Consider the following 15643-nt stretch of genomic DNA (forward strand, 5'->3'; position numbering starts at 1 on the left):
GGAATTCAGTTTCTACCTGTCTCTTTCTGTACTTGCGTGTCTAAGAATCACTAAAGGGGTTCCATACGATCCCAATTGTCCTTTTTTCATTCTCCCCCCGCCCGGGTTCCCGTAAAGACTGCCTCTCCCTTCCCCGCATCTCGATTCCGGGCTGGTTTTCGCTAGCCTGGTTAAAAACAATAGATGTGCTTAGGTAGTTGTATAGAACCGCATTTACATAGATCTTCAAGGGATTTTCAGAAATGCCTTCGGGTTTTACTTTAAACGTCAAGTCATTTCGCAAAATGACCTCACCCTTTACATTAAATGGTGAAGGCATTACTGAAAAAGCCTTAATGGTTGATATAAAAACTTACTCTCCCATCCGGCAAATCTTTTTTTCCTCAGCTAGCCAAGCAACAGCCGGAAAGAAGGAGGAACCTGGGCGGGCAGCGGACATAGAGAACGACAGGGGATCGTGTGCAGACCCTTAGTGATACTTGGCCGGCAAGAGCGGAAAAAGGCAGACAAATACTGAATTCCGAATCAGTGTTTGAGGCGCCCTTGAACGATGAAGTCATAAAGAGTTCATCGTGAATGGCGCCGCGCTGCCTTTTTCCGCTCTTGGCGGCCTAGTTATTACTTAGGGTCGAAACCCGAATCCCCTGTCGTTCTCTATGTCCGCTGCCCGCCCAGGTTCCCCCTTCTTTCCGGCGTTTCTTTCTCAGTTAAATAAAGATTTACCGCATTCTCTTTATGGAAAATGAATTGTAAATAAAAAGTAAAACAAGATTTAATGAGATGTGTTATTGTTTAATCACAAAGAGATTCATTTAAAACCGATCAATTAATCCACTCAATAAAAGTTCAGGAAAGGCGGTAAAACCATGAAAAGATACTGTAAAACAGCGATAATAACCGTAACCCTTGTAAGCTTTCTTCTGACCGGCTGTGCAAAAACTGCCCGTATCGGACAGTCACCGGAAACACAAACTGAAGAAACCAGTATTGAAGAAACTACCGGCCCAAAAGCGATGGCAGTTGAAACAAACGAATCGATAGAACAGGAATCAGTAGCCAAAACTTATTATATGAAAACTGATAAAGCATCCTACCTGGTGCCGTCGCTTACTCTTTTTGAGGACGGTCATTTTGGCCTTTCTTATGATGCTCTGAGCTCGTATTATAATTATGGAACGTATGAGCGGAAGGATGGAAAGCTGATTGCGGAGACAGAAGACGGCCTTAAACACTATGTATTCAAAGAGGATAATGAACAGTTTATATTTATACAGGATGAATCCTCAGAGATCACTCTTACTGATCCCAGAATCGGAATGGGAGTGACGGATGGTTCCGTATTCACGTTACAGGAACCGGAAAGAATGGAACGGATGAGTATAACTGCAGCCGTAAAGGAGATTGAGGAAAATTATCTGCTCATATCTTCCAAAGCGGACATAATGCCGGGCGTGTACTGTGTTTATTATGGGGATTTGGATATAAGCGGAATTGAGGGCGGAGACGAGATCTGGATTGAATGGGACGGCGAAGTAGTGGAAGATAATAAAATATATGCCGATAGATTGGAAAAGAGATAACTGTTCCATAGGTCTGCGCATTTACTGCGCTGACCGTAATAAAGCGTGGAAAAGCGGGCAAAAATCCCATCGCGCAGGTGATTTCGCATGGATTTTTGCTCGTAATTGTGAGGGTACCGGACAATTATGAAAAGAGATAAATTATTATCACCAGCCTCCCTTGAGTTTCCCTTTTGTCTGAGGTATACTGGGAAAGAAAATTTGACACCCGAATGATTACATTAGAAAAGGGAAAATGATATGGAATTTGAATACGAACAGTCCGGAGAGTGGATAAGGATCACTAAATGCCTGACAGAGGATACCGTCGTGACAATTCCTGAAACCATTGACGGAAAAACTGTTGCCGAACTTGGAAAATATGCGCTTTCCGGCCACAAATTAAAAACGCTGCAGCTCCCGTCCGGGATCAGGACAATTGGAGCGTATGCTTTATATAATTGCGAATATCTGGAAACGATATCATTTTACAGCGCTATAAATGATATCGGTGCAGGTGTTTTTACCGGGTGTACAGGTGTCAGGGTGATGGATGTGACAATTGTACCGGGTGAAAAATCATGCCTGAAAGAGGTGCTGTCTGAACTAAGGCAGACCCTCTATGTGAGATACCGCGGAGAACAGGAAGCACGCCTTATTTTTCCTGAATTTTATGAAGAATCAATTGAAAATACACCGGCCAGGATTACGGGAAACCAGACTCATGGCTGCGGACACCGGTACCGGTACTGCTTTTTGAATACGGAATTCCAGTTCCGCGATTATGATTCCCTGTTTCCCCATGTGAAAGTGCAGGAAGAGGAGGAACTGGTGGCGGAACTGGTGATGGGGCGTCTGCAGTATCCTTTGGGGCTGATGCCGGAACATAAGGCGGAATATGAAGAATATCTGGCGGCCCATATGGAAACAGCCGGCAGAATTGCGGCCGGAAAAGAGTGGCCTCAGGACGGTCAGATGGAGCGTCTCAGATGGCTGACAAGGAACTATGTAAACGATATTAAAATTGCGGATTTGATGGCAGAAGAAGCCAGAAGAACGGGAAATACGGCGGCGACCAGTTATATGATGGATGTCCGCCACACCAGATTCTCTGATGAGAAACCAAGAAGAAGGAAGTTTGAATTATGATCGATCCAACCAGGCACAGGCAGCTTCAGGAATTGAACGAGGTGGAGCTCTGTGTCCAGATTTTAAATACTGCGAGAAACGAGCTGTATCTGAATATGCGCTTTTTGGATGTGTCTCTCAGCTCTCTTGGGTTTGAGGCGGACCCGGGGTGTCATGGGATGGGTACGGATGGCAGGATCATTTATTACAATCCCGGGTATTTGCTGGATTTGTACAGGAAGGGCCGCGTTTTGGTGAACAGAACATATCTGCACCTGGTTCTTCACTGTCTGTTTTGCCATATGTACCACACGCATTTGATTGCAGGCGCTGTGGAGCAGGAAGAAAAGGATGGGGAAACAGGATCGAGCAAACCGGATAAGCTGGATTACTGGAATCTGGCCTGTGATATTGCCATGGAATCGGTAATCGATGATTTATATAAAAAATGCGTCCATATTCCGCCTTCGCCCCTCAGAAGAGAGACTTACCTGAGGTTTCGGAAACGGTTAAAAGTCCTGACGGCCGAGGGCATTTACAAGGAGCTTTTGAAAATGAATCCGCCTGAAAAGTATTATAAAAGCCTGGTAAATGAATTTCGGTTTGATGATCATACCTATTGGCTGGAAGAAACACCGCCGGAGAGCCGGATTCAGAGGCAGAACCAGTGGAATGACAACCGGGAGAAGATGCAGACCGAGATGGAATCCTTGGGAGATCAGGAAGCGGAAGATTCCAAAAGCATTATGGATCAGGTTCAGGTGGAAAACAGGGAGCGGTACGATTATAAGCTGTTTTTAAAGAAATTTTCGGTGTTGAAGGAAGAGCTTCAGGTGGATGAGGATTCCTTTGACTACGCATTCTATACTTACGGCCTTTCTTTGTATGGAAATATGCCGTTGATCGAGCCGTTGGAATCCAAGGAAATCTACCGGATCGAGGATTTTGTTATCGTAATTGATACCTCTATGTCCTGTTCCGGGGAGTTGGTGCTGAAGTTTTTAGAAGAGACCTACTCTGTTTTATGTGAATCGGAAAGTTATTTCAGGAAGATCAATATCCACATCATTCAGTGCGACGACAAGATCCAGTCGGATCAGGTGATAACAAGTAGGGAAGAGATGGAAGCCTACAGAAGGGAATTTACGGTCAAAGGCCAGGGCGGAACGGATTTCAGGCCGGCTTTTGAATATGTGAATCAGCTGATGGCTTTGGGACGGTTTAAAAGTCTGCGGGGACTCATTTATTTTACGGACGGACAGGGGATTTATCCGGTGAAAAAGCCGGTTTATGATACGGCATTTGTGTTTGTCCAGGATCATTATTCGGATGTTTCCGTTCCGGCTTGGGCGATTAAACTGATTTTGGATATTGACGATATTGGAAATGAGAATGAGATTTAAGTGCCGCTAAAGCGGCAGTAGAAAGAGGAAGTTATGAACATTAAACGGGCAAAAGAAGAGATAAAAAACACCATAGAAGCTTATTTATTAAAGGATGAATACGGAGAATACGCCATTCCGTCCATCCGTCAGCGTCCGGTGCTTTTAATCGGGCCTCCGGGAGTTGGTAAGACTCAGATTATGGAGCAGATTGCGCAGGAATGCCAGATCGGGCTGGTGGCCTATACCATAACCCATCACACCAGGCAGAGCGCGGTGGGCCTTCCGATGATAGAAAAAAAGTCATACGGAGGCAGGGAGTATGCTGTTACCGAATATACCATGAGCGAGATCGTGGCTTCGATTTACGATATGATCGAGAAAACCGGGTTAAAAGAAGGGATTCTATTTATTGATGAGATTAACTGCGTATCTGAAACGCTGGCGCCGACCATGCTTCAGTTTTTGCAGTGCAAGACATTTGGAAATCACGCCATACCGGAAGGGTGGATGATAGCTGCGGCGGGAAATCCGCCGGAATTTAATAAATCCGTGAGGGATTTTGATATCGTTACTCTGGACAGGATAAAGATGATCCACGTGGAAGCGGATTTTGACGTGTGGAAGGAATATGCTTATAAGGTGAATATCCATCCTGCCATAATTTCTTATCTGGGCGTGAAAAAGCAGTATTTTTGCCAGATTGAAACAACCGTAGACGGGCCTGTGTTTGCAACGCCGAGAGGATGGGAAGATCTGTCACGTCTGATTGAAGTGTATGAAAAGATTAAAAAACTTGTGGACAGGGATGTGGTGTTCCAGTATATCCAGCATGGAAAAATAGCCAGGGATTTTGCTAATTATCTGGAACTTTATTATAAATATCAAAATGATTATCAGGTGGATGAGATTCTCTCCGGGACGATCCGGGAATCCATGTGCGATAAACTGGCCCGGGCGCCGTTTGACGAGCGGCTGAGCGTGATCGGACTGCTTTTATCGAAGCTGGGACAGCGGTTTTATGAAATACAGGAAAAAGAACGGTTCATGGAACTTTTCATGAAATATCTGAAGGCATTTAACCAACGCGCCGAATCCCTCGGACAAACTGGTAGAGCGCAGGCTCTGTTTGAAACGCTGACAGAGGAATTAAAGGCGGCGCACAGGGAGAAAAAGACAGCCAAGCTTTTATCCAGGAAAGAAAATCACAGATATCTTTCCGTTATCGACCGGATGGACCGATGCCTTCAGGTTCTGAGAGCAGAGCATTTGGACGATGGGGCGGGGGCTTGGGAACGGCTGCGGCAGCTGTTTTCAGAAGAGAGCGACCGGTATGAAGAACTGTTTGAAGACGGCGGACAGATGCTGGAGCATGCATTTGATTTCATGGAAGCGGCATTTGGGGAAAGTCAGGAGATGGTAATCTTTATAACGGAGCTGAATACCAGCTATTACAGCGTTCATTTTCTGCAGTCTTATGATTGTAAGAGATATTATGAGTATAATAAAAATCTGCTGTTTGACCAGCAGGAAGCGGATATATTGAATAAGATTGGGAAGTAATTTCCGGCTTTGGGCTATTAATATGTATAAATCTCCAATTCTGGTTCATAATAGCCATATGAACTCCATAATTCGTTATGGGTTGCTCATGAAAAGGAGGCAGAAATATATGGGAAACAGAGCACTTGATTGTACTGCATTGACAATTGCAATTATCGGAGCTGTTAACTGGGGCTTAGTAGGCCTGTTCCGTTTCAACCTGGTATCATTCCTGTTAGGAGACATGACCTGGCTGTCCAGAATTGTCTACGGTCTGGTAGGACTTTGCGGTCTGTATCTTATCACGTTTTACGGACGTGCAAGCCAGACTTCAACATCTGTATAATTGTAAAAATGTGTAGAAACCGGTTTTTAAGGACCTATCCTTGGAAACCGGTTTTTTCTAATCATGCCGAAACCGGAAAAGCCATATAAACCGCCGGAGCCAGACCAGACAGCAGAGGTTCCCGGAGCCGTGAATAGTAACCGATCAAGTGTAAAAAAAGGAATCTGGAAGCCTGTGAGATTGTGCGCCATCCTTTTTTATGGTATACTAAGAACCAGAGTTTTTCAGGCAAATGGAGGCAATTATGATTTTTATAGGAGGTATCAGTTCCGGCACAAAGGCGATTGAATACATAAAGACGGTTATCTGCAGCCACTGCGGCAGCTATGGCCGTTACCAGGTGTTCATGACCTATATGTATTTCAGCTTTTTCTTCATTCCTTTGTTCAAATGGAATAAGAAGTTTTATGTTAAGATGTCCTGCTGCGGTACGGTATATGAACTGGACAGTGAAGTGGGAAAGCGTCTGCTTAGGGGAGAGCAGGCCGAGATCACGGAACGGGATCTGAGATTAGTCCAGGCGGGCAATAAACCGTATTACGGAACCGCAGGGGCGAAGGTGTGTGAAAACTGCGGATATGAGACCGCGGAGGACTTTGAATTTTGTCCCAAATGCGGACGCCGGTTTTAAGATGTGTTTTGGAAAAGGAGGTAAGTTATGAAGGTCACTTATATTTTTCACAGCTCTTTTTTAGTGGAAACAGAGAAGCATTACCTGCTGTTTGATTATTTTAAAGGGGATATTCCAAAGATGAATCCGGAAAAACAGTTGGTGGTATTTGTAAGCCACCGCCACGAGGATCATTTTTCACCGGAGATTTTTAAATTGTCCGAGGATTATCCCAAGACGGAATATGTGATTTCAGATGATATATGGGAGAAACGGGTTCCGCAGGAATTATTTTCAAAGATCCAGTTTATCGGGCCGGGAGAAGAGCTGGAGGCAGCAGGGCTTAAAGTAAAGGCATATAAGTCCACGGATGAAGGCGTGGCGTTTTTGATCCGGGAAGACGAGACTTGTATCTACCATGCCGGTGATTTGAATAACTGGACCTGGATCGGGGAAGATGAGGGCTGGAATAAGCAGATGGCCATTCATTATCATGAAGAGCTGGACAAGATGGCGGGAACGAAGATCGATCTGGCATTTGTACCCCTTGATCCGAGGCTGGCTCAGATGTTTTACTTAGGCGTTGACGATTTTATGAAAAAGGTGGGCGCTAAAAAGGTATTCCCAATGCATTTCTGGGAAGATTATACGGTGATGAACCAGTTAAAGGAACTGCCCTGCGCCCAGGAATATAAGGACCGGATAACCGTTATCCGTGAGCAGGGAGAATGTTTCGAAATCTAAGAAAAGGAGATTCATTCAGATGATTTTAATTAAAAATGGCCGGATCATCGATCCGAAAAGCGGAATGGACAGTGTGATGGACCTTTTAATTGAAGGAGACCGTATCCGCAATGTGCGGGCAGGACTTTCCGAAGAAGGCTGTGATACTGTGATCGACGCTTCTGGCATGGTGGTTGCGCCGGGACTGATCGATGTGCATGTTCATTTCCGTGATCCGGGACTCACCTATAAGGAGGATATCCAGACCGGAGCGGCGTCTGCGGCAAAGGGCGGATTCACCAGCGTGGTCTGCATGGCCAATACAAAACCGCCTGTGGACAATGTGGAAACTCTCCGGTATGTGATCGAAGAGGGAAAAAAGGCGCCGGTTCACGTGCTGACTTCGGCCTGCGTTTCCGTGGGGATGAAGGGCAAAGAGCTGACGGATATGGCTGCATTAAAAGCGGCCGGAGCCGTGGGATTTACGGATGACGGAATCCCTCTTATGGACGGTTCGCTTGTTAAAAAGGCCATGGAAGAGGCCGCAAAACTGGACGTGCCTTTGAGCTTCCATGAAGAAGATCCGGAATTTATCGTCAATAACGGAATTAATGCGGGAGAAGCAGCCGCAAAACTTGGCATCACCGGTTCACCGGCTCTGGCGGAGGATTCCCTGGTAGCCCGGGACTGTATGATCGCGCTTCACACCAAAGCAACTGTTAACATCCAGCATATGAGCTCTAAAAATGCGGTTAAGATGATTAAGCTGGCAAAGGAACTGGGCGCCGATGTGGCTGCTGAGGTGACCCCTCATCATTTCACGCTGACGGAACAGGCTGTGCTGGAACATGGCGCATTAGCCAAGATGAATCCGCCTCTCAGGACGGAAGCGGACAGACAGGCGATTCTGGAAGGAATCCAGGACGGCACCATTGATATCATTGCTACGGATCATGCGCCTCACAGCGCGGAAGAAAAGGCGAAACCTCTGACAGAGGCCCCAAGCGGAATCATAGGGCTTGAGACGGCGCTGGCTCTCGGAATTACCGAACTGGTGAAAAAAGGATATATCACAACGCTTCAGCTGATGGAAAAGATGAGCCTGAATCCGGCGAAACTTTACCGTCTGGACAAGGGTTACATCCGGGCAGGCGCTGCGGCGGACCTGGTGATCTTTGATGAAAATGAGGAATGGACGGTGCCGGAAACATTTGCATCTAAATCCTCCAACACACCGTTTGTGGGCAGAACCCTGCAGGGCAAGGTGAAATACACCATTTGTGACGGATGTATTGTATACAAAGATCAGGAATAGAATAGTTAGAAAATCATGACAGGCCGCTTAGGCGGCGGATAGGAGAGAATAATGAAAGATCAGAATTGTGCATATTGTATGCAGGGAGAATTAGTGGCAAAATTCGCTTATCCGGTATGTGAGATGGATACCGGGTTTCTGTACATTTTTAAGGAGCAGAGCAAACCGGGACGCGTGATTTTAGCGTATAAGGATCATGTGAGCGAGATGATCGATATCAGCGATGAAGAGAGGGCCGCATTTTTCAACGATGTGGCAAAAGCTGCGAGAGCGGTGCACAAAGTATTTAACCCGGATAAGGTGAATTATGGCGCTTACGGGGATACCGGATGCCATCTTCATATGCATATCGTGCCGAAATACAACGGCGGTGATGAATGGGGCGGCACATTCCAGATGAACCCGGATAAGGTTTATCTGACCGACGACGAATATGAGACAATGGCTGAGCAATTAAGAGCTGCATTGTAGAAGGAGTTTGTATTATGAAAACAATGCTGCGGCGCGGCGCCGGCCTGTTGATGCCGGTGTCAAGTTTACCATCCCCTTACGGGATCGGAACATTTGGGCGGGCGGCTTATGAGTTCGTGGATCTTTTGAAACGGGCCAGACAGCAGTACTGGCAGGTGCTTCCTTTAGGACCCACCAGCTATGGCGACAGTCCATACCAGTCATTTTCAGCTTTTGCGGGTAATCCTTATTTTATCGATCTCGATACTTTGAAAGAGGAAGGGCTTCTGACGCAGGATGAGATCAATGCCTGCCATTGGAGCAACCAAGAGGATCAGGTGCTTTATGATGCGGTCTTTTACTACCGTTTTCCTCTCCTTCGCAAGGCATTTGACAGAAGTAAATGCAGTGAGGATCAAGAGTTTTTGAAGTTCTGTCAGGACGAAAAGAGCTGGCTGGAGGATTACAGCCTCTACATGGCCTGCAAATACCATTTTGAAAATCAGGAATGGCAGGCATGGGAAGAGGATATCAAATTCCGTAAGCCTGAGGCGGTTTTAAGATATACAAATGAGCTGGCTGAGGACATGGAATACTGGAAGTTTCTGCAGTACAAATTCTTTGAACAGTGGAACAAATTAAAGGAATACGCCCATGAGCAGGGAATCAGCATCATCGGCGATATTCCGATCTATGTGGCGCTGGACAGCGCGGATGTGTGGACCCATCCTGAACTGTTCCAGTTGGATCAGGAGACTTTGGAGCCGTTAAAAGTGGCCGGAGTGCCGCCGGATGCATTTTCCGATGACGGACAGCTGTGGGGAAATCCTCTTTACAACTGGGAAATCATCGAAAAGCAGGAATTTGCATGGTGGAAAGCCCGTATGAAATCCTCCGCGCGGCTGTATGATGTGGTGAGAATCGATCATTTCATCGGAGTGGTGGAATATTATGCCATTCCCGGAGGGGCAAAGGATGGAAAAACGGGAGAATGGCTGAAAGGGCCTGGGAAAAAGCTGACGGATGCCATTGACAGCGTGATCGGGGATACCAAGATCATTGCGGAGGACTTGGGCGTCTTTAACCCGGATGTGAAGAAACTGCTGGAAGAAACCGGATATCCCGGGATGAAGATTCTGGAATTCGCGTTCAGCGGGGACAGACGCAATGAACACCTTCCATATAATTATTCGCCCAATTCCGTTGTTTACGGAGGAACCCATGACAATGAGACTCTTGTGGGATATTTTAACGAGAGCAAAAGGGAGTGGTGGGAGCTTCAGTACATAGTGGATTATATGGGCGTGGCTCATAAGGAGCAGCTGGTGGACCGGGCTCTGTTTACGGCCTATGCTTCGGTGGCAAGCGTGGTGCTTTTCCAGGTGCAGGATGTGCTGAAATTAGGCAACTGGGCCAGAATGAATACGCCGGGGACGGTGGGAAATAACTGGAGATGGCGGATGAAGCCGGGACAGCTGGGTGATAACGAAATCGGACATCTGTCATGGCTGGTAGACACGTTCGGCCGTTTTTAAAGTAAAGGGTGAAGGCATTTCGCGAAATGCCTTCACCCTTCATGTAAAAAATAGGGGGTTATCATGCGCATCGATCATATCATGTGTGTCAACAAAAAGAAAAACAACAATGTTTTGCTCCATGCAAGGCCGGTAAAAACAGCGGCGTCTGCATGGAGTAAATGAAGCCGCTGTAAGAAAATGCCGGCTTTGCTGCTTGAATTATTAATTATTATAATCAAGGAGTGAGCTGACATGAAATACACGAATGCAAAGACAGTCCTGCCGGATCGGTTGATCGAGGAACTGCAAAAATATGTCCAGGCCGGGTATATCTACATTCCGGCGAAAGCGGATCATCACCGATCTTGGGGAGAGAAGAGCGGATTTAAGAAAGAGCTGGAAAACCGCAATGCAAGGATCATTGAGGAATACCGGAATGGGGTGGGATTGGATGAATTGGCTGACAGATATTATCTATCTGTTCATGCGATTCGGAAGATTGTTTATAGAAAGTAGAAAAATCATCTTATTAGTGGTGATGAACAAGAGGGCCGCGGCATAGCGTGGCCCTCTTATTAGGTGGGGGAAAGGTACAGATAGCATGGTGTGTGTGTACGCACATGTTTTAACTGAATTTCTTCCTCTTTCTTATTTCTTCGGACTCTTTTTGTTTCTCTTTTTCATCAAGTTCTTGAATTATCTGTACATCACCTGTTTCCGAAAGAGATTCAAGCAGCTTGCGTATCTCATTTTGGGCTAGGGACCCCGAACCCAAAGACAGACTCACCATTAAGATGAGAAATAATTTATATATCTTTTCTTTCATTCATATGCCTCCAATTCAATCATATTTGAAATGATTTGAAAAGGAGTGGATTTAATCGTCCAGACGTACCTTTTGATTAATTAACGTCCATTTATCAGGCAACAATCTAAATAAGGCCGAAAAGAAATAGAGAAAGGTTATAATAAGAAAAAGAAGAATGCTGAATCCTTTTGGGATAGCTGTAATTATGGAGATTGGAGATATATTATTTGTTATAGTTTCAGTATGAGAATTATTTTCGCTCAAAAATGAAACATTTAAATGGGCAGTATCATCACAGTCTTCATTGGAAATGATATCTTCCGAAATTACCTTCGTCTCAGTTACAGTTGCCTCATCTATCAATTTATATAGATTATAATTACTACAAAAAAACACATTCATAGTGAAGCTGGCAGCAAAAAGAAGCATAATGAAAAAGATAAAAATATGAGATGGATAATTTTTCTTACTATTTATTTTCATTACAATTCCTTTCTTAGCCAGCGCTATATTTAATGGGAGCAAATTAAACTACATTGAGCCTAATTTTATAGATGGGAATATCGGAAACTTCCAATTTCCCGCTTAGTTCAATTCCCTGCAAACAGGAAGCTGCCTGTCCAAAATGCTGTCTCTGTTCATAACTAAAATATCATATTCCCACTTCCACAACAAGTCTTCATGCTCTGAAATCCACTCGTCTATCTCGTCTGCTTCCTCTAACCATTCTTCCGGATAATCATAATTTTTGGCATATTTGGGATTTTGGTAATCATGCATTCCCATTTCAAAAATATCTGCCAGTTCATTATCTCCGCCTATTCTTAAATATTGGATAGTGGTTTTCATTTCTTGAATATTGCCGACTTCATAAAAAGTCCAAACTCCGCTTCTCATCGATGTTCCAAACCAAGTTGAAATTGTCAAAAAAGCGGTAATCCAAGGCAATTGTTTTTCGGAAAAGTCATAGTACAATTTCATGAAAAAATCTGATTCAATCTCATACATATTTTTATAGTCTATTTCCAATAGTTTTTGATATAAATGAGTTAAGTCATTCATGTATTCCTCCAATTTCGATTCTAAAAATAATTCTATTTTTTATTGCCTGAATGCCTAAAAACAGCTTAAATCTTCTTTCGTGGAATTTGAAGCAGTCGGGCACCATTTGGGGCACCACAAATTTTCTTTTTCAGCGGGTACACACGGAACGCCAGAAGTCTACAAAGGCGTACTATGTCAAATGCTTATAATATATAGCTCAAAATATCCAATAGATTATCAGTGTCAACAGAATATGTTGACTTACTTTTCACTTTGTCAGAAGCATTGATTGCAATAGATTTTCCGCAATACTTGAAAACAGGTATATCTGTTGAACCATCGCCTACTGCTATGCAGTCACAAGCAGCAATATTGTTTATCCGGCAAAAATCTTTTAAGCAATTGACTTTATTTTCTGCTTCTATGTATTTAACTATTTTACCTGTAAATTTTCCGCATACAACCTCATAATCGCTTCCGTAATATTGATCAAATCCGTATATAGACGCCACAACCTTTGCCACTTGCAAAGGTCCTACGGTAATTAATAAACATTTGATACCGTAGCTGTGCAGAGTATTAATTGTTTCGGAAATATTTTTTAAGGGCTTGGCTACTTCTAAAAATCGTTCTGCTATTACAGCCTCATCAAGTCCTAAAAAAAGCTCCGCTCTAAGGTGGTCAGCAGTTATGTAATCAAGTTCACCTGTTTCCTCTTTTTCTTGTATGACAGAGTGCTCTTTCTCTTTTCCGTTCAATATACAAGGCAGCATAACAGAATGAATTTCTCTGATTAGAGTATCGTCTAAGTCAAAACAAACAGTTTTTGTTGTCATAAAAAACCTCACATAATTTATTTAACCTGTGGTGCGTCTTCTCCGTCAGAGAGGGCACCAAACAAGGCGCCATTTTCTCATCCGGCCCATGACCTGCTTCTTATAAAACCAGCACCCACGCGCATTTGCGGTTAAGCAGGCGTCCTCAACCAGCTGGTAAAAACACTATTTTTTATTACGTTTCATTCGTACTGCCGATTTCAAGCAAATTACCTTCCGGGTCGGCAACATAAAAGTTACGGATGCCGAAAGGATAGGTGATAGGTTCTCCAGTAGGAAATCGTAAGCCCAGCTTTGATAACCGTTCATATTCCTTATCCACATCGGCAAAGCTGGGCAGCCAGAGGGCAAGTTCAAACGTCTGATTGATTCCCTTTGGAGGCATGTAGTCCTCTCCGATTGCCTTTACAAATTCTTTTCTGCTGTACATGAATAGGGACAGAGCCCCGCTTGCTGTTTCGAATTCCGCAAAATCTCCACCGTTCCAGTCTGTATGAAATCCCAAAGTATCTCTGTAGAACCGAACCATACGGTCCATGTCGCCTGCTAATAGGCTTGCGCCTATCCGTACATTCCGTCCGTTCATTATTATTATCCTCTCTTTGATTGTTGGCTTTATTCGTCAATGGTGCAATAATTCCTATTTTATTGTTCTGTATCTTTAGTCTACCACATATCCAAGGGCGTGGAAATAGTGCACGGACTGAGAAACCCTGTTTTTTTACATCAAGGGTGAAGGCATTTCGCGAAATGCCTTCACCCTTGATGTAAATCTTTGGTGTAAATCACTGATATAAAAAACAAAACAGCCCCAATCCGTATCTTGAGAATCCCTCCAATTTCCAGTATCCTGATATCAAACCAAAAAACAAAGAACAAAGAAAAGAGGTTCCCCAATATGAATCAACCCAACACCGCCCAAATGGGCTTCGCAGAAGCATTTATCACTCCCACAAAACCTGTAGAACTAGCCGGCTTTTTTCGCCCCGATAATCAGTCCCAAGGAATCCTTCATCCTTTGAAACTACAGGTAATGATATGGAAGCACAAGGAGGACATCGCCTGCCTCATCACAATCGACAGTTTAGGCTTCACGGTAGAGTTATCCAACCTTCTAAGGGACAGAGCCGCCGCTCTCCTCCCTGCCCCAAGGGATCACGTAATGCTCTGTTTTTCCCACACCCATTCCGCTCCCAACGCAGCCAATGAGCCGGAATACTTCGAATCCGTATGCCAACAGGCAGAGGAGTGTGTGAAACAGGCGAAGGCCAATTTATTCCCAGCGTTTGCTGCCTGGGGTACCGGAGAAAATGAAGTCGGAATAAACCGCAGAAATGACCCTGCCAGCATGGACCGCCGTTTAGGAATCTTAAAAGTAACAGAGGCCGGAAGCCGGTCTCTTAAATTACTCCTGTTACGTGTAACCGCCCATGCAAATATCCTTTCCAGCGACAATTACCGCATATCTTCCGACTATTTTGGAGTGACGAGAGAACTCCTGGAGAAAAAATACAACTGTAAAGTGATGATGGTACAAGGCGCATCAGGCGATATCCGCCCCAGATACCATCAGGATAATACGGAATACCTGGAAGTCCACTGCTATGAAGCAGCCGAAAAGGCCAATAAGAAATACTCAGATGAGTACCGGAAAAAATACACGGCCCAAAGCCGGGAAGCGTTGTATAAGACTGCCGTCAGCATTTCCGATTCTGTAAGCGCTGTGATTAACAGTACTGATGTAAAACCCGTCACATATATAAAAACAAAATCCGTATTTCAACGCTTTACTGCCGATGTTCCATCCATAAAACAGGCTGAAATCATTGCAGAGGAAGCTGAAAGAGAGGCGGGAATAGACGGCAGAGGATGGCTTGACGAAGTAAAACGTCTTCATAATAATGGGATCAGACACCAATGGTCGGACATCGAAATACAATATTTCATTATAAACAACGGATGTTTCTGCGGAATTGCCAATGAAGCCATGTGCCGGATTGCATTAAATATCCAAAAATCAGCCCAAGATCCTCTCCTGTTTTTCAACGGTTATACCAATGGCTGCAACAGCTATCTGCCTACTGCAGAAGAGTACGACAAAGGCGGCTACGAGGTCCTTTGGTCGAATCTTGTATATTACCCTTATCATGGACGGGTTATGCCCTTTAACCGGGATACCGCAGACAAATTGGTAAGAGAGACCGTCAAAAACTACTTGAAAATCGCTTCCTCTCCGGAATCGGTCATTATCTCTTAACCAGGCTGAACAGTTACTCCTAATCCTCACTTTTCCTCAAACCACAGTTGACAAGAACACTTTACTATGCTACCATGGTAACGTGATTGCCGCCAAAGAAGTGCAGTCACAGGGAGAATGAGTGTA

Annotated in this window: 18 protein-coding genes; 12 read left to right on the top strand and 6 right to left on the bottom strand. The window is 44.6% G+C overall.

All coding sequences use genetic code 11. The annotated features are described in order from the left end of the window. Nucleotides 1–40 precede the first annotated feature (40 nt). Nucleotides 41–271: a hypothetical protein gene (locus tag C0033_RS27030; RefSeq protein ID WP_180994683.1), complete on the bottom strand. Its 231-nt coding sequence runs from the start codon at nt 269–271 to the stop codon at nt 41–43. Nucleotides 272–866: 595 nt separating this feature from the next. Between C0033_RS27030 and C0033_RS11130 the strand changes: the two genes are divergently transcribed. The 11 genes from C0033_RS11130 to C0033_RS11180 all read left to right on the top strand — a co-directional run bounded on the left by C0033_RS11130 (nt 867) and on the right by C0033_RS11180 (nt 11088). Next, a complete protein-coding gene (locus C0033_RS11130; RefSeq protein WP_103227951.1) occupies nt 867–1580 on the top strand; it encodes a hypothetical protein in 714 nt (237 codons plus the stop codon). A gap of 240 nt (nt 1581–1820) precedes the next feature. Next, nucleotides 1821–2708, top strand: a complete 888-nt coding sequence (locus C0033_RS11135) for a leucine-rich repeat domain-containing protein (RefSeq protein ID WP_103227952.1) — start codon at nt 1821–1823, stop codon at nt 2706–2708. Continuing rightward, nucleotides 2705–4090 carry a VWA-like domain-containing protein gene (locus C0033_RS11140; RefSeq protein WP_103227953.1) on the top strand — a complete coding sequence of 462 codons (1386 nt, stop codon included), beginning with the start codon at nt 2705–2707 and terminating at the stop codon, nt 4088–4090. Before C0033_RS11135 ends, C0033_RS11140 begins: the two co-directional genes overlap by 4 nt. Before the next feature lie 33 nt (nt 4091–4123). Further along, the gene (locus tag C0033_RS11145) at nt 4124–5632 is read left to right on the top strand and encodes an AAA family ATPase (protein WP_103227954.1); all 1509 of its coding nucleotides are present in this window, start codon (nt 4124–4126) and stop codon (nt 5630–5632) included. A 109-nt stretch (nt 5633–5741) separates the two neighbouring features. Beyond that, nucleotides 5742–5957: a DUF378 domain-containing protein gene (locus C0033_RS11150; RefSeq protein WP_103227955.1), complete on the top strand. Its 216-nt coding sequence runs from the start codon at nt 5742–5744 to the stop codon at nt 5955–5957. Between the two features lie 244 nt (nt 5958–6201). Continuing rightward, nucleotides 6202–6588 carry a zinc ribbon domain-containing protein gene (locus tag C0033_RS11155; protein ID WP_103227956.1) on the top strand — a complete coding sequence of 129 codons (387 nt, stop codon included), beginning with the start codon at nt 6202–6204 and terminating at the stop codon, nt 6586–6588. A gap of 27 nt (nt 6589–6615) precedes the next feature. Beyond that, nucleotides 6616–7311 carry an MBL fold metallo-hydrolase gene (locus C0033_RS11160; RefSeq protein ID WP_103227957.1) on the top strand — a complete coding sequence of 232 codons (696 nt, stop codon included), beginning with the start codon at nt 6616–6618 and terminating at the stop codon, nt 7309–7311. Between the two features lie 19 nt (nt 7312–7330). Continuing rightward, entirely contained in the window at nt 7331–8605 is a 1275-nt protein-coding gene (locus C0033_RS11165) for a dihydroorotase (protein ID WP_103227958.1), read from the top strand. Between the two features lie 51 nt (nt 8606–8656). Then, the gene (locus C0033_RS11170; RefSeq protein ID WP_103227959.1) at nt 8657–9076 is read left to right on the top strand and encodes an HIT family protein; all 420 of its coding nucleotides are present in this window, start codon (nt 8657–8659) and stop codon (nt 9074–9076) included. Nucleotides 9077–9090: 14 nt separating this feature from the next. Then, nucleotides 9091–10590 (top strand): 4-alpha-glucanotransferase, encoded by a 1500-nt coding sequence (malQ, locus tag C0033_RS11175; protein WP_103227960.1) that lies wholly within the window; start codon nt 9091–9093, stop codon nt 10588–10590. Between the two features lie 234 nt (nt 10591–10824). Next, entirely contained in the window at nt 10825–11088 is a 264-nt protein-coding gene (locus C0033_RS11180) for a CD3324 family protein (protein ID WP_103227961.1), read from the top strand. Between the two features lie 109 nt (nt 11089–11197). On the opposite strand, the gene C0033_RS11185 is transcribed toward C0033_RS11180, so the two are convergent. The 5 genes from C0033_RS11185 to C0033_RS11205 form a co-directional block, all read right to left on the bottom strand. After that, nucleotides 11198–11398: a hypothetical protein gene (locus C0033_RS11185; RefSeq protein WP_103227962.1), complete on the bottom strand. Its 201-nt coding sequence runs from the start codon at nt 11396–11398 to the stop codon at nt 11198–11200. Nucleotides 11399–11449: 51 nt separating this feature from the next. Continuing rightward, the gene (locus C0033_RS11190) at nt 11450–11863 is read right to left on the bottom strand and encodes a hypothetical protein (protein ID WP_103227963.1); all 414 of its coding nucleotides are present in this window, start codon (nt 11861–11863) and stop codon (nt 11450–11452) included. 102 nt (nt 11864–11965) lie between these two features. Continuing rightward, nucleotides 11966–12442 (bottom strand): hypothetical protein, encoded by a 477-nt coding sequence (locus C0033_RS11195; protein ID WP_103227964.1) that lies wholly within the window; start codon nt 12440–12442, stop codon nt 11966–11968. 185 nt (nt 12443–12627) lie between these two features. Next, entirely contained in the window at nt 12628–13260 is a 633-nt protein-coding gene (locus C0033_RS11200) for an HAD family phosphatase (RefSeq protein ID WP_103227965.1), read from the bottom strand. A gap of 175 nt (nt 13261–13435) precedes the next feature. Then, on the bottom strand, nt 13436–13846 hold the full coding sequence (locus C0033_RS11205; protein WP_103227966.1) for a VOC family protein: 411 nt from the start codon (nt 13844–13846) through the stop codon (nt 13436–13438). 312 nt (nt 13847–14158) lie between these two features. Between C0033_RS11205 and C0033_RS11210 the strand changes: the two genes are divergently transcribed. Next, on the top strand, nt 14159–15517 hold the full coding sequence (locus C0033_RS11210; RefSeq protein ID WP_103227967.1) for a hypothetical protein: 1359 nt from the start codon (nt 14159–14161) through the stop codon (nt 15515–15517). Nucleotides 15518–15643 lie beyond the last annotated feature (126 nt).

Source organism: Clostridium sp. chh4-2, assembly GCF_002899675.1.
Lineage (GTDB): Bacteria > Bacillota > Clostridia > Lachnospirales > Lachnospiraceae > CHH4-2.